This is a genomic window from Veillonella sp., from assembly GCF_032470285.1.
In the GTDB taxonomy this organism is placed as follows: Bacteria; Bacillota; Negativicutes; order Veillonellales; family Veillonellaceae; genus Veillonella.
Map to the genome: position 1 here is coordinate 130,587 of NZ_JAWEKP010000005.1, position 21,539 is coordinate 152,125.

Here is a 21,539-nt window from a genome sequence, read left to right on the forward strand (position 1 = left end):
CGTTAGATATTAACGTTCAAATTTAATCTATCTACGAGTCGACTTTTTAGAAGGCCGTGGTTTAAACGGTCCAGGCATATTTGTCTTATTAATACGCGTCGTAGCAGCAGGCTTGAAACGACTTTGTGTTTCTTCACGCAAAGATGGTAATGGTTCAGCTGTACCAACTTGTTTTACCCCTTCTACATTACGACGACCAATGCTTGCCAACAACCCAATAGCCATGAAATTCATCAATAATGAAGAGCCCCCATAACTAACAAACGGTAATGGTACCCCTGTTACAGGCATGATACCGCATACCATGGCGATGTTAAACAAGGCCTGACCACTGATAAGCAATGTTATGCCCATTGCTAACCATTTCCCGAATTCATCACGAGCCTTATTAGAAATGCGGAACCCAAAATAGGTAAAAGCTGCAATCAGAACGACAACAAACACTGCACCAATGAAACCCATTTCTTGGGCCCATACAGCAAAAGCAAAGTCTGTATGTGCTTCTGGTAAGTAAAAATACTTTGATGTACCTTGCATAAAGCCTTCGCCTAAAATACCGCCAGAACCTACGGCCAACAGCCCTTGAACTGTTTGATACCCCATATCCTGCGCATGAGGCCAAGGATCAAACCAAGATTGAATACGTTCCCAGCGATATGGCGACATACGAGCTGCAATAAAGCCAAGAAATCCAGCTATCACAAAAGCTCCGCCAAAGAATTTTCCATCAAAGCCCGCTAAGTAAATGAGCACAAAGGAAAAACCAAAAATCAATACGGTCGTACCCATATCTGGTTGCAAGATTGTTAAGCCTGCAAATATAATTGGCCATATTAACATTGGCAACATATAACTTATACGTTCACTAAAATAACCTTGTAAATTAATGAGAGGGTTAGTATGCTTTGGTTTTCCCCATTTCCGCATGGTACTCAATTTAGCGGACGTCCATATCAAGGCAGCCAATTTCGCAAATTCTGAAGGTTGAATCGATACAGGCCCAATAACAATCCAACGACGTGCACCATTAATGACTGCACCAATCACAAGAACCAAAATCATACCAATTAGTGTAGCAATCATAATTCTTTGCAACATGTGAGGCTTCTGTAACTGACGGTAATCGTAACGATACAATATAACACCTGCCGCCATAGACAAAAACAAGAATGTCATATGTTTTAAAAAGTATCCTAATAATCCCGTATTTTCATAGATAGAGCTGATATACGTAGCACTAAAGATATTTACACTGCCTATAATTGTAATGAGAAGAATAGGTAAGAGCATACCTTGTAAATCATTTTTAAAAAGTGAGCCCCACCGACTATCCCCCTTATTCGGTGTTTGCATGTTAAGCCTCCTTTTGAACTTTTGGCTTAATTGCTTCTAAGCGAAAAATAGGTTGTCCTTTTTTACTAAATTTCTCTTCATACTCAGTTTTTACATTTGGAAGGTCTGTGCTATGTAAATCATACGTTACATTTTTAAGCTCCCAACCACACGCTTTAAACTCTTCAAGAGAGAACATGAACAACCCTTCATTATCTGTCTTAAAGTGAACTTCTCCACCCTCTTTCAAAAGGCGGGCATAACGATCGAGGAATGTGTGATATGTAAGGCGGCGTTTTGCATGTTTAGCCTTAGGCCAAGGATCACAGAAGTTAATATAGAAACGATCAACTTCTCCAGGTGCCACTATCTCTTCGATACCTGCAATATCAAATAGAGAGACCTTTGCATTGTTTCGCTCTCCTTCAAAGATTTTTTGTGCTGCATAATAGATAACACCCATTTGTACTTCAAAACCTACGAAGTTAGCATTTGGATACGCTTCAGACATCCCCGCAATAAAGCGACCTTTCCCCGTCCCTAGTTCCATATATAATGGGTACTCAGGATGTTCAAATAATTCACGCCACTTGCCTTTAAACTCTTCTTGACCAGACAAAATGATGTGAGAGTCATATTCGTGGATAGCTTCATCAATCCATGGTTTTCTACGAAGGCGCATACTTTCTCCTTACATCTATTTTTAATAATATATTTATATTTGTTTATATTTATTATTACAGGTCATATACCTATCTTATTAATTATAGAAAAGGGAACCTTAAACGTCAATTACATTCTATGGATTTAACCCTAATCATTAAAACTGTGAAAGTAGAAGCCATAAAAAAAGACCTACTTCCGAAAGAAGTAGGTCTACATTTTATTGGAAAATCATAGCTTCTAAATTTTCAATTTGATATTGACTTAGGCCAAGTTCAGATAAACTCTTTTCAGCTGCAGTAAAAAGATTATTTTTACCAACTCGAGTACCTAGTGCTGCCGCAGCGACCAATTCACGGTCCAATTTACCTAAACGTGAACGATTACGATTTTGAGGTTTTGGTTTTTTCATACGGAACGTATTATATTGAACCCCCTCTTTTGTTTCCTCAGCTTTCGGCTTTGTTAAAGGTGCCCCATTAGTGCCATTCCCCAATAAAGCACTAAGTCCTGTTTGCTTTGGTACCAATTTTTCGTACTCATCGCCAAACTCAGGGCGTTCATCACGTAATTGATCAAATGTAGCTAAAGCAGCATTCATTTGTTTCAAGCCAGCAGCAGAGTAAAGCTGACGAATGGCAATACTCACCTCTTGTGGCGTCAACGTGCCTCGCTCAATAGCAGATGCAATTGCACTCTTTAATGCACCTTGATCACCAGACGCAGTATAGCGGCCGATTTCAACCAAGTCTTTTTGACGTGCATTAAGCTCTTTTGGCGTATATATATTTATCTCAGATATAGATGGTGCCTGTTTAGAAGGTTGTTCTCCCGCCCCATTAGCCTCAAACATATAGCCACCGGCAACGATGGCCACGGCTAATGTTAAGGTTAATACTCTTTTCAAAGTCTTACAATCTCCCTTATCATTAATACTAATTGTATAATACTGCAATAGTAGCGTATATTATCAATGGATTTATTTTACTGTTCTACTGTAATACATACTGTAGATATTATTATATAATACTTCATCTAATTTTTATAGTCCTATTCGAAAAAAATCTATAATCTTTTAATAAATTATATATATTTATCTATAAAAATTATATATTTATAAACCACACTTAATTATAGAATGAAATTGAACAAATAAAAAAATAACACAGTAGAAATCTGCCAATTCCAGATTTCTACTGTATTTACAAAGAATTATTTATTTAATATTTTATCAAACTAAACAGATAAAACTTGTTTTGCATCAGTCACAATTTGTTCTAAAGAAACGCCATTTTCTCGTAACAATTCAGTTGCATCATAACGATCGTGAAATTCTTTAGCAATACCATAGTTCTTAACACGCATGTTAGATGGTCCATAAAAACTAGCTACACGCTGGCCCCAACCGCCTTCAACTACACCATCTTCTAACGTAAATACTACAGAATGATTTGCTTTCAATTCTTCTAGTAGTTCTTCATCAAGGCCAGATGCAAATTTAGGGTTTACTACAGTTGCATTGATACCGTCTTTAGCCAATTCATCGGCCACTTGATTAGCTAGATGATAGAAATTACCAAGACCTAATAAGGCAATGCGTTCACCACGACGAGTCACTTCAGATTTATTTAAAATACTGTAATCAGTCGTATCGGCTACACCAGTAGATGTAAATTCACCTACAGGAACACGAATTGCTACAGGATGCTCATGTTGATGAACTCCATACTCGGTCATAGCTAACAATTCTTCATTATTAGTAGGTGCTAAGTATACTAAATTAGGAATGCTAGTAAGCATAGGAATATCAAAGAACCCTAAATGAGTTACATCGTTCATACCATACACGGAGGCATAGTGATTGATAATAACAGCACTATTGTTATTTACACAAAGATCTTGTACCAATTGGTCATAGGTACGTTGTAGAAAGGTACTATATACATTAAATACTGGTTTACCACCATTTTTAGCGATACCAGAACTCATAGCGATGGCATGTTCTTCTGCAATACCTACGTCGATGTATTGTTTTCCTGCCACCTTGCGCCATTCTGGAGTAAAACCAAAGCCACCTGGTGTGCCTGCATTAATAGCTACCACAGTTGGATCTACTTTAATTTGTTCCATCAAGTAATTAGCAATGGTACCAGCATAAGTTGGGCCATGATCTTCCTCTTTTGGTTTGCCTGTTTCTAAATCAAAGGGCATTGTCCAATGGAAAGCTTCTTTATTTTGCTCTGCAATAGCATAGCCCTTACCTTTTTGCGTAACTATATGTAACACGATTGGATGATCAATATCTTTTACGTCCTTAAATACATCAATCAAGGTTTCCAAATCATTGCCATCTGCTACGAAGCGATAATCTAAACCAAGAGCCTTGAAAATATTGTTAGGGCTTTCACCATTAGACTCGCGCAATTCACGAAGGCCACGATACAAACCACCATGATTTTCTGCAATGGATTGGTCATTATCGTTGGCGATAATAATCATATTACTGTTTAATGTTGCGGCATAATCAAGACCTTCAAAGGCTTCCCCACCAGATAAAGAACCATCACCAATGATGGCAATAATATTTTCAGAGTCTCCCTTTAGATTTCGAGCAGTAGCCAGACCAGATGCTAACGAGATCGATGTAGAGGTATGACCAATGTTAAAGAAATCATGCTCACTTTCAGTTGGGTCCGTATAGCCTGTTACATCATCATAATGGTCGTGATCTAAAAATGCTAAGGCACGTCCTGTAACCATTTTATGTACATACGATTGATGGGATACATCATATACGATTTTATCTACAGGAGAATTAAATACATAGTGCAAGGCCATAATCATTTCTGCTGCACCCATAGGTGGCCCAAAATGGCCGCCGTGCTCAGAAACCTTTGTCATGAGAGCTTGACGAGCTTGTGCTGTCAAATCTGTTAATTCAGAAATAGATAAGCCTTTTAAATCGGCTGGAGATTTTACATCAATTAAGTTCATGGTAATCCTTTCAATACAAATTCTAATTACTTCAACTACAATCACTATACATCAAATAGTATAAAGATTATAAAGATTGTCACTAAAAATAACTAGTTTTATACTTCAAGTATGTACCAAGTATAAAACTTAAAGTTAGGTTTAAGTCAATACACCTTACATTTACAATTTTTATATCCATCTATAAATGCCATATATATTAGGAGATTCAATGACATATACTGTTGGCGAAATCGCAAGAAAAACTAAATATAGCACCTTCTGCTTTGCGTTATTACGACAAGGAGGGCTTATTGCCCTTCGTAGAACGTTCTAGTGGAGGTATCCGTATATTCCGCGAAGAAGATATGGATTGGCTAGAATTAATCGAATGTATGAAACGTACGGGTATGCCTATAAAAGAAATCAAACATTTTATCGACTGCTGCGTTGAAGGCGATAGCCGCATCAACGATCGATTATCTATTATTAAAAATCAACGAGATCGTGTGCTAGCAGAAATTGAGCACCTACAAGCTCGCTTATCTATGCTAGAGTTTAAAACCTGGTTCTATGAAGAAGCACAACGTCGAGGCACTTGCAGCTTTTATGAAACAGCAACCCCTAATGATATCCCACTTGAGTATCATAAATATTTCGAACGCAAGTGGCGCGCCGATAAAGAAGCCGCCGAAAATGGTGAACCACCTAAAAAATATAAAGCTGTATAACAAAGAGGAGCTATCCAACGGATAGCTTCTTTTTTTGTATAGCAAAAAGGCGGCACAACCAAATGGTTGTACCGCCTTGATTCATCAATTATTCAGCAGTGAATGGCAATAAAGCAATTGCACGTGCACGTTTGATAGATGTAGTCAATTTGCGTTGATGTTTTGCGCAAGTACCGGAAATACGACGAGGTAAGATTTTACCGCGTTCAGTCGTAAAACGACGAAGTTTAGCAACATCTTTATAGTCGATTTGATCGATATGGTCTGCACAGAAAACGCATACTTTTCTTCTTGGCTTTCTGCCTCTATCTCTTCTCATTGCGAATCCTCCTTTTCGAATTAGTAGGAGTCCCTGACACTAGAACGGGATGTTTTCGTCATCGCCGCCTGTACTGAAACTATCAAAATTGGACCCACCTTCGAAAGAATTAGTATTCATATCAAGGGATTGGCCCACAAAGTTCGCTACCACTTCAGTAACGTACCGTTTTTGACCGTCCTGAGTCTCGTAAGAACGAGTTTGCAAACGACCTTCTACAAAGCAACGACTGCCTTTACGAAGATTGCCTGCCGCTTCACCAAGTTTACCCCAAGCAACGCAGTTGATGAAAGCAGTTTGTTCTTTCGTCTCATTTGTTGTGGAATCAATATAGGTATTTGTGGCAGCTACTGTGAAAGTTGCTACCGCACGACCAGTTTTGGTATAGCGTACTTCAGGATCACGAGCTAAATTACCTAGAATTTGTACAGAGTTCATGTTTTCCTCCAGGCTTTAATTATGCTTCGTGTTTAACAATTAGATGTCTTAGGACTTCATCGTTGATTTTCAATACACGATCGATTTCTTTGATTTCAGCAGGTGCTGCTTCAAAGTTGATCAATACATAGAAACCGTCAGTGAATTTCTTCACCGCGTAAGCAAGACGACGCTTGCCCCAACGATCTACCTTTTCTACTGTGCCGCCTACACGAGCAATTAAAGCTTCTACTTTTTCAATAACAGCGTTAGTTGCTTCCTCTTCAGCTGGTTTCACAATAAACATGACTTCGTATTTGTTCATACAAAATCACCTCCTCTTTCGGACTAATGCCCCTATCGACACATAGGGGTAGGAAGTGCTTACCATCAATAAGCCTTACTATTATAACCTAAAAAAATGATGAAAGCAAGGATTCAAATTAAAACCCTCGCTTTTACCAATATTATATACGATTATATTTTTCATCCTCAGGAAAGGCGATAATAGCGCAGATAATTACAAATATGGCTATTACCCCCATCATAGGATAGGCCGTATCATTTGGTAAAAAGGTAAGTATCAACGATGACACAATACCACTACCATATTGCATGGCACCTAATAGTGCCGCCCCAGATCCAGCCATTCTACCTGCTCTATCTAAAGCTAATGCATTAGTTACAGCGGCAATGATACCATTCATGGAGAAGAATAAAAAACAACCAATAACGATTAACCACAATGAATGGTAACCTAAGAACATCAAGCCCATAACAATGGATACACAAACAGCAGCAAATAGTGTGGCATATTTCAATAGTCTATCAAGGCGTATAGCACTAACAATACGACGATTAATGGCACTTAACAACATAACACCAATAATATTAACAGAAAAGAGATAACCAAAATATTCTTTGGGCACTTCATACACATCTATATATACATAAGGCGATCCCGTTAAAAACGCATAAATGGCAATATAAAATGAGCTAACACATAGGGTATATTTCATAAAACCTTTATTGCGTAATAAAATCCAATAGTTATTATAGGTATGACCTATGGACTTTTTGCTCCTCTTCTCTACGGGATGTGTTTCCGGAAGCACTAATACGGCAACGAGCATTAAAAGTCCTATACCAACAAGCAACCAGAATATAGAATGCCATGTATACCATACAAGTAAATGTCCGGCTAACATTGGGCCTGCTATAGGCGCTATAGCCATAACAATGGCCAATGTAGACAACATTTTAGCCGCCTCAGTCCGACCATATAAATCCCGAATCATAGCCCGTGACAACATCGGTCCTACACAGGCACCAAAAGCCTGAAACACACGCCAAGCTAGTAATTCTAGCATAGACGAACTTAGGGCACAGCCCACAGACCCTATGATAAATAAGACTATCCCTATAATCAGTGGCTTCTTACGACCAATTTTATCACTAACGGCGCCCCAAAAAAGCTGAGCTAGCGCAAACCCAATTAAGAAACCCGTCAACGTAAGCTCCGCATCACCATTGAGGTCACGCCCCATCTCAGGCATAGCTGGCAAATAAATATCCGTAGACAACGATGTAAACGCCATCAAAGCACTTAATATAGACGTAAAAAGCCATCCCTTATTGCTAATCGTCAGCATAAAGACACCACTTTCATATAAAACCGCACTATAATATGTATTCATTAAGATTATATCAGAAATAAAATTAATGCTATATAAAGTTTTGATTTTTTCAATAAAAAAGCGTAGTAAAATACTACGCAAAAATTGGTCTATAGTAATATCACTCTTTGCACTATTCAAATAGTATAAAGACAAAAGCCTAACGCAACAGAGTATACAAAATACTCGCACGCTAGGCAATCCTAAAAAATGTTTATAAGATGAGCCTAACGCTACCACACGTCGATGGCTCTCTTTTTTTTATTATACAACATAAATAGAATTTCTAAAAGAAATTATAAAACAAATGGTATGACTAATAAAGTCCTCATAATACGACCTTTTATAGTCATAGACTTAAACAATATTTATATAAATCAGAAATTCTATAGAAAATCCTTGCGTCATTATTCTATATAATTTACTATATATAGAGAAATCTGATTATAAAAAGGAGTCATCATGGCTAATATCAATGAAAACTACTTAAACCTTCAAGGTTCTTATTTATTTGCTAATATTGCTAAAAAGGTAAATGAATACCAAACTGCTCATCCAGATGCAGATATTATTCGTCTTGGTATCGGCGATGTTACATTACCTCTTGCTCCAGCAATTATCGATGCTATGAGTAAAGCTGTTCAAGAAATGGGAAAAGCGGAAACATTCCGAGGTTATGGCCCTGAACAAGGTTATGATTTCTTACGTCAAGCTATTGTTGATGTCGATTACAAACCATTAGGCGTAGATATCGCTATTGACGAAGTATTCGTTTCCGATGGTGCAAAATCTGACGTTGGTAATATCCAAGAGTTATTCAGCGAAGATAACATCATTGCTATCACAGATCCTGTGTACCCAGTATACTTAGACTCCAACGTTATGGGTGGTCGTACTGGCGAAGCTGTAGATGGCATCTTCCAAAAGGTTGTATACCTCCCTACTTACGCAGAAAATAACTTCTCTCCAGAATTCCCGTCTGAACGCGTAGACATTGTATACCTTTGCTCACCTAACAATCCAACCGGTACTGTTTTGAGCCGTGCTCGTTTAGCAGAATGGATCAAATGGTGTAAAGATAATGATGCGATTTTGATGTTCGACTCCGCTTACGAAGCTTTCATCAGTACAGAAGACACTGTAAAATCCATCTATGAAATCGAAGGCGCTCGCGAAGTAGCTATCGAGTTCCGTTCCTTCTCCAAAACTGCTGGTTTCACAGGTACACGTTGTGCTTATGCTGTAGTGCCTAAGGAAGTAACCGGCAAAACTAAATCCGGTGAACGCCAACCACTAAACCCTATGTGGAATCGTCGCCAATGCACTAAATTCAACGGTGTACCTTACATCATCCAACGCGGTGCTGAAGCAGTATACACAAAAGAAGGCCGTGAGCAAACTCGTGCTAACATTGCATACTACAAAGAAAATGCTCGCATCATCAAAGAAGGTCTTGAATCCATTGGCCTTACTGTATATGGTGGCGTAGATGCTCCATACATTTGGCTTAAAACACCTGGTAACATGACTAGCTGGGAATTATTCGACATCTTGCTCGAACAAGTTCAAATCGTATCTACACCAGGCTCTGGCTTTGGTCCTCATGGCGAAGGATACCTACGTTTAACAGCTTTTGGTAGCCGTGAAAATACAATTCGTGCCGTTGAAAGAATTAAAACATTAAAATTCTAATAATAAAAGGATGTGTCCTCATAAAATTAAACTGCACTCCAAAAATTAGACTCAATTTTTGGGGTGCAGTTCAATTCAGACACATCCTTTTATTATGTTTCTATATTATACAACTTTATTCTATATTACTCTATTCTAAAATTAACAAGTTCATCTTCCAACTTTTTCATTTTGAAAAATTTATCCTTAATATAATTTACTACTTTCTTTTGGTCTTCATAAGACTTATCTTCAATCTGAATTTTGATAAACTCTTTCTGAGATAAACTTTGTCTGATTGTACCATATGCCCGCTCTGCTATATCCTCTAAAACCTCAGGATTATGCCTTAACTGTAAATATATATATTCTGGAATATACTTTCCTCTAAGATCTTCTTTTACTTTAAATACAGGGTAAGCAGATGTAACTGCTACGGGATTATCGGATAGACAAATTCCAAAAGAACCTATATTAGCTCGAGCTGGATTAAAACTAATATTGTGTTTTCTTACTACATTATAGTTTGAATTATCTTCTGAGGTTACCGATATAAAATTTATGCCCCATAAATCTTTTCCTAACGGCATTCCCCAAAACTCTGATTTAGTAATACTAGCCGTTGGATATTGCTCGACATTCTTCTCTTTAATCGGTTCTAAAATAGATTCTAATCTAATATACCCCTCTTTAAGAGCATCAAAATATTGTGATAATAATAAACTCTTGTTGGGATTTCTAAGAATCTTATCTCGTGGAATATAAAATAAATTATCATGGTCTAAACGAATCGAGTAATCGTTTTTTAACATTTCTTCATGCAATGCTATAAATTCATCTAAATCATTAATTCCAGGTAATGGTCTTCTGCGTGTAGTTAATGTATATCCATCATTTTTAACCTTAAAAATAAATACATCTTCTGTTTTTGCAGCACACTCACTCCCAAAAATAAGTATACTTGTTTTAGCTTCAGTATAAGGCATAAAAACTTTAGACGGCAAAGATACAATGCCTCTCAACTGTCCATTTTTAACAATTAATTCTCTTAAAGTAGACATAGAACTATCATTTAATACAGCATCTGGTACAATTATTGCAGCACGAGATTTTACACTTTCTCGTTTCAATGCCTTAAGTATATGTAAAATCGAAACAGCATTACCTTTTTTTATTATAGGGAAATATAATTGAGCTTGTTCCTCAGATACATCCATATTAAAGGGGATATTAGAGATAACCACATTATATTTACCTTCAACGGGATTGGAAAAACTATCGTGTTGAATTATATTACTATGTCCATCACCAGATAGAATCATATTCATCTTAGCTATTTTGGCAGTCTCCGAAACTTCTCCTCCCCAAATTGTTTTTTCACGAAGAGCTAATAAATTAGTATCATCTAGTAAACCAGATTCCTCCAACGTTTGATATATTCTTTCAAATGCGATAATTAACATCCCACCCGTACCACAAAATGGATCATATATTTTATCTCCAAAAGTAGGCTTAATAATATCATTCAAAAATCTTACAATATGCCGAGGAGTAAAGTATTCCCCTAAGTCATTATTAGTTTGATTATATTTTTGAATAAAATATTCAAAAGCATCTCCTTTTATATCAGTATCAATTTGCTTTAAATTTAATGTATCAAGTTTTTGAACTATTTCTTTTAATTTAATCGTATTTCTAATCTTTAAAGCAGAAAATAATGGTTGAGTCTCAGAACTATCAAACAAATTATTCAATCCAGGTATAACAGTCCCATTAATATATTCTAAAAGCATTTCCCCATCTAGATTTCTATAGGAATCCCATAAAAAAGGTTTTGCAATATTATAATGTCGCTCTTCATTTAATTCACTTAATAATTTAAGAAATAGTAAATTAGAAAACTCTGTAAATCTTGCTATACCAGCATTTATACCAGCTTCTCTAAGTTTATCATTTGCAACCTTAAAAACATTAATTAAATCTGTTTTTGATTTTATATCAACCTTACTATTAAGCTCTAACTTACGCCCATTAAATAAACGAAGTTGTGCCAATGGTAACATACCATTAACCTCTTCATTATCAATCAAAAGAACTTCCTCAGTAGGAACATAATATGCAATAAAGCGATTCGCATTATACAAAAATAGAAATCTTGCACCAAGAGCCTTAGCATAATTAAGCCCCTGTTCTTTTGCTTTTTCTAAGTTTTTATATTCGACTCTTTTTGCCTCAATAACTGCTATTGGTACTGCAATATTTTCATCTTCATATAGAATAAAATCAGGAAATGTTTGAATCCCATTAACTTTTAATTTATTTATTTCATCAATAGACCTAGGTTGCTGACGATATACTTGTCTATTTTTTACACCAACATCAACAATCCAACCACAGTTTCTTAAAATTTGTTCTAACAAATTTTCAATTTCTCGTTCCAGCATACTTTCCCCATTCAAAATTTCATATTGCAATTTAAGTTAATTATTTATTATATTGTATCTTACTATTTAAAATTATTAAATAGTAAGTGTAACCTTTACTATTGAAATTCATCACCTTACTTTCTAATCTTATAGAATAGGTTCTAAATAAATACCATTTATTAACTTAAAATAGCGAAATTTATTGACTATAAAAGACCGATTACAGTCCTTCACTAAGAATGTAGTCGGTCTTTTTATATACCCTTACATATATGAATATTTGATTCCAGTATTCCTTAACACTATAGTACTAACAAATAACATTCCCATAATTATTTGTCTCTACTATGTTTACCATCTATTAAAAATTATGGCGAATACCAGCGTCAATACGATAAGAGTTATCTACAGTAGCACCAAAGTTTTTAGTGAAAGTACCATAAACATATGTATTAGGACGTACGCTCCAAGAACCACCGAGTTCAAGGTCAAGCCATGTATCTTTTAGGTTCACTTCGCTACCTGTAGTTGGCTCACCAGTCATGCTGTACGTAGCATTCATTTTACCTGAGAACTCATGAGCTAACGCAGCTTTAAGGAATACATTACTGTTTTTACTTTCCTTGCCAATCCCTACGCCAATGCGACCAATAACAGAATTTACTGCATCAGAATCAATATGTACTGTGCTGCCTGTATTGGTACGTGCATCAAAGCTTTCACCAGACAAACGGCTGAACGTCAATTCCGCATTAGGATCGATATAAAAGCCATTGTCCTTTTTAATACGTTTACCGTATTCAACACTTAAGGACGCCCCTGTATTACGATAATCACCACTCAACGTAGTGCCTAAGGTATTGCGTACAGTGAAATCATTTTTCAAACGGTTCACTTTGCCAATTATGTCTAAATAACGGCCATCCTTAAATTGTTTAGCACCGTATACAGCTAAGCCAGCCGTCTTGCCGGAGCCAGAACCGAGAGCGTAATCATTATTGCTTGTGCCGTATAGTAAAGCTCCACCAACAGTCCAGTCACCACGCAATGTATCATAACCGACTTGCGCCATGTTGTACGTTTGATTTACATAGGCATCATCTGTAATTTTAGACTTACCACCAATGTATTTACCCCATACACCATGTTTATCAGAATTAAGACGCACATCACCGAGGCGGCGTTGTAAATCATTTGTATCTGCTTTCATTTGCATCATAGAGGCAGCCAGTGCACTCTTAGCGCCAGATACAAGTTCACTTTCACGAGTTGTTATCACAGCTTGATCCGTAACGCTAGCTTTTCCATCGATAGCGAAGCTTTCTGTACCTAGATTAGTAGAGTATGTAGGACTAATAAGGCCACCATCAACCTGTACATTTACACCTAAATTACGTTCCCCTTTATTAAAGTTAGTGTATGTTAACTTATTTGCTAATTGGTGCAATGTACCTCTAGGATTATTAATATTTGCATAACCTTTAAGGGCATCTGCAGAACTGTGCATAGTTACAGATGAGCCTTTTTCAGCATGATTGATAACTACTTGGCCTTTACCTTGTGCAGATGCAGGAGCACCCTTTTCGTAATCGATAGCTGTATGACCAGCATAGTTATTAATTGTAATAGGACGAGCGTCTACAGCTTGGATAATACCTTTGCTAGCTGCATCTTTACCACCTATGAAATATTCTACACGGCTACCAGTATATAAATAGTTTGCATTATCTGGGCGACCTTGCGTAGGATATACGCGCTCAGCACCTAACCATTCATTGCGCCAAGTAGCACCATTTTGTAAATATAATCGCAAACCACCATGGTACGGATTATTATTGCTTTCATCAAATTCGTTAAGCACACCACCTACTAATTTAGAATTGGGTGTCGTTAAACCTAATGAAATTTCAGAACCATGGTTATGAGGATTTTTCTCTATACCATAATTTTTATCTAAAAACCCTACATTACCATACATTTTCACATCATTAGTGCCTGGTTCTAAGCCATCCATACCAGTATTTACATAGACAAATCCTTCTTCAGATAATGCAGAATAGGTATCAGAGGTATTTAAAGGATATGTTTTTACATCGGCTCCACCTAATATGCGAATATATCCATCTTTATTAGCTTGCAAACCAACGCCAACAGCATCGATTTTAGCATTTCCTTTTACGGTGACTCGAGTATCATCGTTATTGCCATCACTAGTAAGTCCACCATAACCAGCATAGATACCGCTCATGTAATAATGTGCCAAATCAGGTCTGCGTTTCTCTCCACTTTCCGCCGGCGCTGGATTCGTAATTTTCACGGTTACATTCTTGTCGATAGCTACTTGTGTACCATCAAGTGCATAAATACCAGTCACATTGTTATGGTATTTTTTACCATTCACACCAAGACCAGATACATTGACAGTTAAGTCATCTGTATAATGCCTTTGTTCCCCCCACAAATTAAGACCGATGGATTTGCCATCTGTATGACTTTCCACCGTTGTAGCTGAAGCCATAGTAAAAGCACTAGCTCCTGTTAAAATTAATGCAGCAATAACAGCAGCGTTTACCTTTCTTATCATCTCTTACCTCCTATAACACTCAAACTATAAATAAAGCTAGTTCAATTGTATCTAGGCAGGGGGTATATGTGTCAATTTCTACTCATATGATTTTTTATTTTATGTGTATAACAATACGCAATGTATCGATATAGTTAAACTCAAACTGATTTTTAAATGTATGGTCATATTGATAGATATATTACTTTTACAATCTAGATCGATGAATTCTATAGAAAAATATTAAATACATTTATTTTGTGCTATAATAGTTATGTTAATTATTAAATTTATCGATTTATATAGGAGGCTAATATGAGCAAAATTCGTATTGGTATCGTTGGCTACGGCAACTTAGGTCGTGGCGTTGAAGCATCCGTAAAATTACAACCTGATATGGAGCTTGTTGGTGTATTCTCTCGTCGTAAAGGCTTAGAAACAGTTTCTGGTGTTCCTACATATACTATGGAAGATCTACCAAACTTCAAAGGTAAAATCGATGTTATGGTTCTTTGCGGTGGTTCTGCAACAGACCTTATCGAACAAACTCCAATGGTCACAAAATACTTCAACTGTATCGATTCCTTCGATACACATGCACGTATTCCTGAACATTTTGCTAATGTAGACAAAGTAGCTAAAGAAGCTAAAACTGCTACATTGATTTCTTGCGGGTGGGACCCAGGTATGTTCTCTTTACAACGTGTATATGCTGAAAGCATCTTGCCTCAAGGTAAATCTTATACATTCTGGGGCCGTGGTGTTTCCCAAGGTCACTCCGATGCTATCCGCCGTATCGACGGTGTTCTTGATGCTCGTCAATACACTGTTCCTAAAGAACAATACCTTGAATCTATCCGTAATGGTGAAACTCCAGACGTTGATGGCTACAAAGGTCACCTTCGTGAGTGCTATGTAGTGGCTGCTCCTGATGCGGACAAGGCTAAAATTGAAAACGAAATCAAAACTATGGAAAACTACTTCGTAGGTTATGAAACTGTTGTAAACTTCATTTCTCAAGAAGAACTTGATCGCGACCACAAAGGCATTCCACATGGTGGCTTCGTTCTTCGCTCTGGTGAAAGTACAGAAGGCACTCGTCACGTTATCGAGTACTCCTTGAAACTTGACTCTAACCCTGAATTCACGGGTTCTGCACTTGTTGCTTATGCACGTGGTCTTTACCGCCTTGCTAAACACGGCGGCACAGGTTGCTATACAGTATTCGACATTCCACCAGCTTGGATTTCCACACAATCTGCTGAAGAATTAAGAGCACATTCTCTATAATAGAGCGAGGCCCGCATCGACTTAATAGATGAGGGCCTTTTTCATACACATTAAAAGAGAGACCATATCAGATGGTCTCTTTTTTATCCTATTAACCTTATTTTACGTTTAATTAATACCATCGTGTTAACGGCAATTCGTTCGTAACACCTTTTGTCATCAAAATTTGATGCAAGTCCATATTACCAATGTAGAAACCTGCCGCACATCCACAAAGATACAGATCCCACATGCGTACGAATTCACTCCCCCGTTTCGCCTCTACTTGCTCACGGACGCCTTGGAAATTGTTATACCAATGCATTAAAGTCTTATAATAGTGATACCGTAAACTTTCAACATCGATGACATTCATATCATAGTCATAAGCGAGGCTGACCATTTCGCGAAGGGACGGCAAACATCCGCCCGGGAAGATATATTTACGAATCCAGGCACTTGTTTCCTTTTCAGATGGGTCACTGATGTAGTGGAGCAGGAACAACCCGCCGTCTTTAAGCATTTCCGATGCGTCCTCCATATACAGAGGAAAGTTAGGTCGCCCTACATGTTCAAGCATACCGATGCTGACAATGCGGTCAAAGGTGCGACCAGAAGCCGCTACGTCTCGATAATCTATAAGTTCAATCTCAACTTGTCCTTCAAGGCCATATTCTTTAATGCGTTCCTGTCCTTTTTTCCATTGTTCTTCGGAAAGAGTACACCCATAGCCCTTAACCCCATATTTACGAGCCGCTTCAATGAGAAGGAATCCCCATCCGCAACCGATATCAAGTAAAGTCATCCCTTCTTTTAAATATAATTTATCAAGAATATGATGTACCTTTTGATATTGCGCATCTTTGAGACTATCATTCTCATGCTTAAAATACGCACAGGAATAGCTCATGGTTTCATCGAGCCACAATTTATAGAATTCATTACCTAAATCATAATGGGAAGATACTTGTTGTTTTTGATCTTTCTTTTTAAGACCCGCATTAAAGAGCGAGCTAAGTACCTTACGATTGATAGAGTCCTTACCTACATGACCAAGGACTACACAAAGGGCTTTAAACAAATCCCCTTCAATTTCGATATCTTTACGCATATACGCTTCACCGAGGGCGAGTTCTGCGGATATTAACAAGTCCTTCTTGGGAATACCACGATTAACGATGACGGTAAACTCGGATTCTCCGTCACCGATTGTATATTCATTATCTCCAATTTTTACGGTAAAACAATGATCATTAAAGCGTTCTAAATAATGGACTAAGAAACTATCAAATAGCTTGGAAAACATACTGAACTTCCTTTCCTATTAGCTTTCACTATATAGGTTTAAAAATATATACATTAACATGATTGGATACATTCCATACCCTTATTAATTTATATACCTATAAATTATATCAATATAGTTACGGCGAATAAAAATCTATATTAATCCTATATTTTAATATGAACTTATCACATTATTTAAGTAATATATTTAACTCTATTTATATTATAGCACTTTGAAATAATCTATTTTATATTTATAGACTAACTCCATCCTATTAGTATGGTATAATATTTATTTGATAAGGTTTATAACAAACTATTACTATAAACTTTCACAAAGAACGAAATCAATTTGTTAATAAAAGGTGGTACCATGAGCACAAATTTAGAAGTAGGCATCGTAGGCCTTCCAAATGTTGGTAAAAGTACATTATTCAACGCTATTACAAAAGCAGGCGCTGAAGCTGCCAACTATCCATTCTGTACAATCGAGCCAAACGTAGGTGTCGTTGATGTTCCAGACAATCGTTTAGCTGTATTAGCTGAAATGTTTGGTTCCAAACGCATCCTCCCTGCAGCTATGCGTTTCGTAGATATTGCAGGTCTCGTTGAAGGTGCCTCTAAAGGTGAAGGCTTGGGAAATAAATTTCTTAGCCATATTCGCCAAGTAGATGCGATAGCACAAGTTATTCGTTGTTTCGATGACCCTAACATCACTCACGTAGCAGGTTCTATTGACCCAATTCGCGACATCGAAATCATTAATACTGAGCTCTGCCTTGCTGACCTTGAATCCGTAGAAAAACGAAAACAACGCATCGAAAAAATCGCAAAATCTGGCGATAAAGATGCTCGTGCTGAACTGCCATTATTAGAACGCATCATCGAAGGTTTAGGTGAAGCAAAACCCGTTCGTGCACAAGGTCTTGATGAAGACGAATTAGAAATGATCAAAGAGTTGACATTGCTTACAGCTAAACCATCTCTTTATGTAGCCAATATTTCCGAAGATGAAGTATCTGATTATTCTGCCAACGAATATGTAAAACGCGTAGAGGAATATGCGAAAAACGAAGGCGCTGGTATCGTTGTTGTGTCCGCACGTATCGAGTCCGAAATTGCAGAGTTATCCGAAGAAGAATCCGCTGCATTCCTTGAAGATCTTGGCCTTGAAGAGTCTGGCTTAACTAAACTTATCAAAGCAAGTTATGCACTTTTAGGTCTTATCAATTACTTCACAGCTGGTGAAATGGAAGCTCGTGCTTGGACAATCGTAAATGGCACCAAAGCACCTCAAGCTGCTGGTAAAATTCACTCGGATATTGAAAAAGGCTTTATCCGCGCTGAAATTGTCTCCTTTGATGATCTACAAGCTTGCGGTAGCCAAAACGCGGCTAAAGAAAAAGGCCTTGTACGCCTTGAAGGCAAAGACTACGTTATGAAAGACGGCGATGTAACCCATTTCCGCTTCAATGTATAAACAAACTTATATAACAAAAACCAGTAAATCTCAGGATTTACTGGTTTTTTATTACTAATTATAACCTTTATATAATATTATTTATCGTCTTTATGAAGAACATTTTTGACGCCACTAATCGCACCATCTACAGCATCTTTAACATCTTCAGCTGCTTTTTTGAAATCTTCAGCAACATCATGTGCAGCGTCTTTAACTTTTGCAGCTGTATTTTCTACAGCACCTTCTGCTTCCAATTCTTTGTCACCAGTTAATTTACCGGCATTTTCTTTTAATGCACCTTTAGCTTGATTTAATTTATCTTCTAATGCCATAATTATGAATCCTTTCATATGAAATCATTTTTAGTTATGTTAGCTATATATGTTAGCTATACTTTTAAAAATAGATTACTATCCCTTTTTCCCGAAGAAAAACGAAACAACAGCAACAACAATTACAGCGCCAAGAACAGAAGGAATTAATGCCATGCCAGCTAAGCTAGGACCCCATGTGCCAAATATTGCTTGACCCACGGACGAACCAACTAAACCAGCAACAACATTGGCAATAACGCCCATTGCTCCACCTTTGTTAGTGATGGCTCCCGCAAGAAAACCGATAAAACCACCAACAATAATTGACCATAACATACGATCACTCCTTCCTATTTAATCAATATATTTATAATATCCTACCAAATTATACGGGCTTTATAAATATAATAAATAATGTGTATATTTATAATATACCATTCATTTCTAAAGATTAGATGAAGAAATTCGATATGGTTATAAAAGTCGCAATCGATTAAACTACTGTAACAATTTCATCCATTGTGCGACGTGTTTTATTGCGATGCGGTTCTTCATCGCGATAACCAAAAGCAGCCATAACGGCAATACCAAAATGTTTTGTATCAAAGAGCCCTAGTTCATCACCTAAAAAAGCTGTCATCTTATCTTGATTAAAGCCTTCCAATGCACAGGAATCAAGACCTTCATAAGCAGCCATAGTCATCATGTTAGCCATTACAATATACGCTTGCTTAGAAGACCAATCAAAGGCAGCACGATCAGACTCAAATGTTTTATAGTCTTCAGTTGTGAACTGAGCATATTTTTCTTTATAAATAGCATCGACTTCAGCAGGTAATTGTTTCACCTCTTCTTGAATGTAGCGTACATAAGGGGAATCAAATTCCAAATCCACCTTTTTACGTGTTAAAAACACTACGAAATGACTCGCTTCAAGACCAGCTTGAATCCCCCAACCATAAGCTTTCATCTTTTCACGGATTTCAGGATTTTGAATAACTAATAATTGGTAAGCTTCAAAACCTAAGGAGGTTGGAGACAAGCGCGCCGCCGTTAAAATACCTTGCCAATCTTCATCAGAAATCTTTTCAGCGCTATCAAATTTCTTACATGCATAGCGATATGTCATAGCATATTCTAAATCTTTACGATCAAATTTAGGGGCTGTTAATTTTACATTTTCTATTTCATATTTACTCATATATACCTCCATAATTAATATCTGTAATTGATAAAATATATCATGTTTCTATAGTACCACACTCATCGTTCAAGTTATATGAAGATGGACACTAAAGTAAAAAAAGCCTAGACAACGTCTAGACTTTATACGGTACGGCTAGCTCTCCTTTTTCATACCAAAAGAAGCCAGACATACTAATTTTATGTTCTTTTAAAATGGTCTTTACTTGATCCACTATACTTGAGTCTATTGCAATAGATAAACCGCACATATCGTAAAGTTCTGGGGGTGTGGCCATCAACTGATGAGGCACATCTAACTCGGTTAATACTTTATCCGCTTTATCACCAAAATAATAGGATGTAAAAACGACAAGTAATTTTTTATTTTCCAATGCCTCACCTCCTACCAAAGTAGATACGATTAAATGTCTTTCATCTCAATGATTCATTCTAGAAATAAGAAATCTACTTTAAATCAGTAGCTCTAAATCGATATATCAAAATAAAATACTAATATTATAGCTTAACAATATTATCTCCAAGGATTGCATCTGTAATAGCGTACATATTAGTAATACTGCCTACGCCCAGCTTATCTTTTACACCGAAATAATCAAGACAAATGCCGCATGCTGCAATTTCTACACCAAGCTCAGCTAATTTCTTGATATTTTCCAAATGAACCGAATCATTGACTACCATCTTAACACTGCTATTGATGAAATAAATCTTAGAAGGCTTTACGTCAGCTTCAAGCATACATACCCAGAAGGTTTTCATCAAATTTCGGCCAAGCTCTTCACTACCTTCACCAAGATAATCCTTCGTCATCAAAATGACGCGATTTCCATAGTTCATAGGTTCACAACTTACTTCCGTTACCGAATTTGCATTTGGTGTCATAGTAAGATAAAAATCCTTGCCATCTTGGCGAATACCTACACCATAACCACGAGACTTACCAAACTTCTCTACATTATCGCGGCTCACTTCATTATCTACAATTGTAATAATAACAGCATTTGGATTCGCATCACTTACCTTCTTAGTTTCAATAACAGGTTTTGGACACAAGCTACCGCGCACATCTACCGTTAATTCCTTTGTATTGCTCATCATACACCTCTATATACATTATATAATTTGTGAAAGTATCAGCTATCAGCTATCAGCTATCAGCTATCAGCTATCAGCTATCAGCTATCAGCTATCAGCTATCAGCTATCAGCTATCAGCTATCAGCTATCAGCT

The 21,539-nt window shown here is 37.0% G+C and carries 20 protein-coding genes; 4 read left to right on the plus strand and 16 right to left on the minus strand.

Translation table 11 applies throughout. The features are described from left to right. Positions 1-27: 27 nt before the first annotated feature. From E7B10_RS07570 to E7B10_RS07585, 4 genes are all read right to left on the minus strand, one after another. Positions 28-1,353 carry a putative peptidoglycan glycosyltransferase FtsW gene (locus E7B10_RS07570; RefSeq protein WP_316055554.1) on the minus strand — a complete coding sequence of 442 codons (1,326 nt, stop codon included), beginning with the start codon at positions 1,351-1,353 and terminating at the stop codon, positions 28-30. Between the two features lies 1 nt (position 1,354). Beyond that, positions 1,355-2,014: a tRNA (guanosine(46)-N7)-methyltransferase TrmB gene (trmB, locus tag E7B10_RS07575; protein WP_227065516.1), complete on the minus strand. Its 660-nt coding sequence runs from the start codon at positions 2,012-2,014 to the stop codon at positions 1,355-1,357. 201 nt (positions 2,015-2,215) lie between these two features. After that, positions 2,216-2,902 carry a carboxymuconolactone decarboxylase family protein gene (locus tag E7B10_RS07580; RefSeq protein WP_021147750.1) on the minus strand — a complete coding sequence of 229 codons (687 nt, stop codon included), beginning with the start codon at positions 2,900-2,902 and terminating at the stop codon, positions 2,216-2,218. 329 nt (positions 2,903-3,231) lie between these two features. Further along, complete coding sequence (locus E7B10_RS07585) at positions 3,232-4,989, minus strand: 1-deoxy-D-xylulose-5-phosphate synthase (protein WP_316055555.1); 1,758 nt, start codon at positions 4,987-4,989, stop codon at positions 3,232-3,234. A gap of 293 nt (positions 4,990-5,282) precedes the next feature. On the opposite strand from E7B10_RS07585, the gene E7B10_RS07590 reads away from it, so the two are divergent. Further along, positions 5,283-5,699, plus strand: a complete 417-nt coding sequence (locus E7B10_RS07590) for a MerR family transcriptional regulator (protein ID WP_008602858.1) — start codon at positions 5,283-5,285, stop codon at positions 5,697-5,699. A gap of 88 nt (positions 5,700-5,787) precedes the next feature. Here E7B10_RS07590 and rpsR read toward each other — a convergent pair whose 3' ends face one another. The 4 genes from rpsR to E7B10_RS07610 all read right to left on the minus strand — a co-directional run bounded on the left by rpsR (position 5,788) and on the right by E7B10_RS07610 (position 8,087). Beyond that, entirely contained in the window at positions 5,788-6,018 is a 231-nt protein-coding gene (rpsR, locus tag E7B10_RS07595; RefSeq protein ID WP_004693795.1) for a 30S ribosomal protein S18, read from the minus strand. Positions 6,019-6,057: 39 nt separating this feature from the next. Continuing rightward, positions 6,058-6,456: a single-stranded DNA-binding protein gene (locus E7B10_RS07600; protein WP_004693797.1), complete on the minus strand. Its 399-nt coding sequence runs from the start codon at positions 6,454-6,456 to the stop codon at positions 6,058-6,060. 19 nt (positions 6,457-6,475) lie between these two features. After that, the gene (gene rpsF / locus E7B10_RS07605) at positions 6,476-6,760 is read right to left on the minus strand and encodes a 30S ribosomal protein S6 (RefSeq protein WP_004693799.1); all 285 of its coding nucleotides are present in this window, start codon (positions 6,758-6,760) and stop codon (positions 6,476-6,478) included. Positions 6,761-6,902: 142 nt separating this feature from the next. After that, complete coding sequence (locus E7B10_RS07610) at positions 6,903-8,087, minus strand: multidrug effflux MFS transporter (RefSeq protein ID WP_038149718.1); 1,185 nt, start codon at positions 8,085-8,087, stop codon at positions 6,903-6,905. A 486-nt stretch (positions 8,088-8,573) separates the two neighbouring features. Between E7B10_RS07610 and E7B10_RS07615 the strand changes: the two genes are divergently transcribed. Continuing rightward, positions 8,574-9,803 (plus strand): LL-diaminopimelate aminotransferase, encoded by a 1,230-nt coding sequence (locus tag E7B10_RS07615; RefSeq protein ID WP_287511245.1) that lies wholly within the window; start codon positions 8,574-8,576, stop codon positions 9,801-9,803. A gap of 125 nt (positions 9,804-9,928) precedes the next feature. Here the strand turns inward: E7B10_RS07615 and E7B10_RS07620 are convergent, their stop codons facing one another. Further along, positions 9,929-12,226 carry an N-6 DNA methylase gene (locus tag E7B10_RS07620; RefSeq protein ID WP_227283598.1) on the minus strand — a complete coding sequence of 766 codons (2,298 nt, stop codon included), beginning with the start codon at positions 12,224-12,226 and terminating at the stop codon, positions 9,929-9,931. A 343-nt stretch (positions 12,227-12,569) separates the two neighbouring features. Beyond that, entirely contained in the window at positions 12,570-14,792 is a 2,223-nt protein-coding gene (locus tag E7B10_RS07625) for an autotransporter outer membrane beta-barrel domain-containing protein (protein WP_287511250.1), read from the minus strand. A gap of 294 nt (positions 14,793-15,086) precedes the next feature. Here E7B10_RS07625 and E7B10_RS07630 point away from each other — a divergent pair, with 294 nt between their 5' ends. Beyond that, positions 15,087-16,061 (plus strand): diaminopimelate dehydrogenase, encoded by a 975-nt coding sequence (locus tag E7B10_RS07630; RefSeq protein ID WP_287511252.1) that lies wholly within the window; start codon positions 15,087-15,089, stop codon positions 16,059-16,061. Positions 16,062-16,173: 112 nt separating this feature from the next. Here E7B10_RS07630 and E7B10_RS07635 read toward each other — a convergent pair whose 3' ends face one another. Continuing rightward, positions 16,174-17,346 carry a cyclopropane-fatty-acyl-phospholipid synthase family protein gene (locus tag E7B10_RS07635; RefSeq protein ID WP_021147743.1) on the minus strand — a complete coding sequence of 391 codons (1,173 nt, stop codon included), beginning with the start codon at positions 17,344-17,346 and terminating at the stop codon, positions 16,174-16,176. Positions 17,347-17,700: 354 nt separating this feature from the next. Between E7B10_RS07635 and ychF the strand changes: the two genes are divergently transcribed. After that, positions 17,701-18,807, plus strand: coding sequence for a redox-regulated ATPase YchF (gene ychF / locus E7B10_RS07640; RefSeq protein ID WP_101928938.1), 1,107 nt, complete (start codon positions 17,701-17,703; stop codon positions 18,805-18,807). Positions 18,808-18,884: 77 nt separating this feature from the next. On the opposite strand, the gene E7B10_RS07645 is transcribed toward ychF, so the two are convergent. From E7B10_RS07645 to yedF, 5 genes are all read right to left on the minus strand, one after another. Continuing rightward, positions 18,885-19,121, minus strand: coding sequence for a CsbD family protein (locus E7B10_RS07645; RefSeq protein WP_021147740.1), 237 nt, complete (start codon positions 19,119-19,121; stop codon positions 18,885-18,887). 78 nt (positions 19,122-19,199) lie between these two features. Further along, positions 19,200-19,439, minus strand: coding sequence for a GlsB/YeaQ/YmgE family stress response membrane protein (locus E7B10_RS07650; RefSeq protein WP_004693817.1), 240 nt, complete (start codon positions 19,437-19,439; stop codon positions 19,200-19,202). Between the two features lie 157 nt (positions 19,440-19,596). After that, positions 19,597-20,304 (minus strand): NAD(P)H-dependent oxidoreductase, encoded by a 708-nt coding sequence (locus E7B10_RS07655; RefSeq protein WP_004697967.1) that lies wholly within the window; start codon positions 20,302-20,304, stop codon positions 19,597-19,599. Positions 20,305-20,422: 118 nt separating this feature from the next. Next, positions 20,423-20,680: a DUF3343 domain-containing protein gene (locus E7B10_RS07660; RefSeq protein WP_004697984.1), complete on the minus strand. Its 258-nt coding sequence runs from the start codon at positions 20,678-20,680 to the stop codon at positions 20,423-20,425. Positions 20,681-20,804: 124 nt separating this feature from the next. Continuing rightward, entirely contained in the window at positions 20,805-21,404 is a 600-nt protein-coding gene (gene yedF / locus E7B10_RS07665) for a sulfurtransferase-like selenium metabolism protein YedF (protein WP_004697982.1), read from the minus strand. Positions 21,405-21,539: the final 135 nt, after the last annotated feature.

Coding starts and splice junctions, on each gene's coding strand:
- E7B10_RS07625 (WP_287511250.1), bottom strand. CDS start 14,792: ATGATAAGAAAGGTAAACGCTGCTGTTATTGCTGCATTAATTTTAACA.
- E7B10_RS07655 (WP_004697967.1), bottom strand. CDS start 20,304: ATGAGTAAATATGAAATAGAAAATGTAAAATTAACAGCCCCTAAATTT.
- rpsR (WP_004693795.1), bottom strand. CDS start 6,018: ATGAGAAGAGATAGAGGCAGAAAGCCAAGAAGAAAAGTATGCGTTTTC.
- E7B10_RS07635 (WP_021147743.1), bottom strand. CDS start 17,346: ATGTTTTCCAAGCTATTTGATAGTTTCTTAGTCCATTATTTAGAACGC.
- yedF (WP_004697982.1), bottom strand. CDS start 21,404: ATGAGCAATACAAAGGAATTAACGGTAGATGTGCGCGGTAGCTTGTGT.
- E7B10_RS07610 (WP_038149718.1), bottom strand. CDS start 8,087: ATGCTGACGATTAGCAATAAGGGATGGCTTTTTACGTCTATATTAAGT.
- rpsF (WP_004693799.1), bottom strand. CDS start 6,760: ATGAACAAATACGAAGTCATGTTTATTGTGAAACCAGCTGAAGAGGAA.
- E7B10_RS07630 (WP_287511252.1), top strand. CDS start 15,087: ATGAGCAAAATTCGTATTGGTATCGTTGGCTACGGCAACTTAGGTCGT.
- E7B10_RS07600 (WP_004693797.1), bottom strand. CDS start 6,456: ATGAACTCTGTACAAATTCTAGGTAATTTAGCTCGTGATCCTGAAGTA.
- trmB (WP_227065516.1), bottom strand. CDS start 2,014: ATGCGCCTTCGTAGAAAACCATGGATTGATGAAGCTATCCACGAATAT.
- E7B10_RS07645 (WP_021147740.1), bottom strand. CDS start 19,121: ATGGCATTAGAAGATAAATTAAATCAAGCTAAAGGTGCATTAAAAGAA.
- E7B10_RS07570 (WP_316055554.1), bottom strand. CDS start 1,353: ATGCAAACACCGAATAAGGGGGATAGTCGGTGGGGCTCACTTTTTAAA.
- E7B10_RS07585 (WP_316055555.1), bottom strand. CDS start 4,989: ATGAACTTAATTGATGTAAAATCTCCAGCCGATTTAAAAGGCTTATCT.
- E7B10_RS07650 (WP_004693817.1), bottom strand. CDS start 19,439: ATGTTATGGTCAATTATTGTTGGTGGTTTTATCGGTTTTCTTGCGGGA.
- ychF (WP_101928938.1), top strand. CDS start 17,701: ATGAGCACAAATTTAGAAGTAGGCATCGTAGGCCTTCCAAATGTTGGT.
- E7B10_RS07615 (WP_287511245.1), top strand. CDS start 8,574: ATGGCTAATATCAATGAAAACTACTTAAACCTTCAAGGTTCTTATTTA.
- E7B10_RS07620 (WP_227283598.1), bottom strand. CDS start 12,226: ATGCTGGAACGAGAAATTGAAAATTTGTTAGAACAAATTTTAAGAAAC.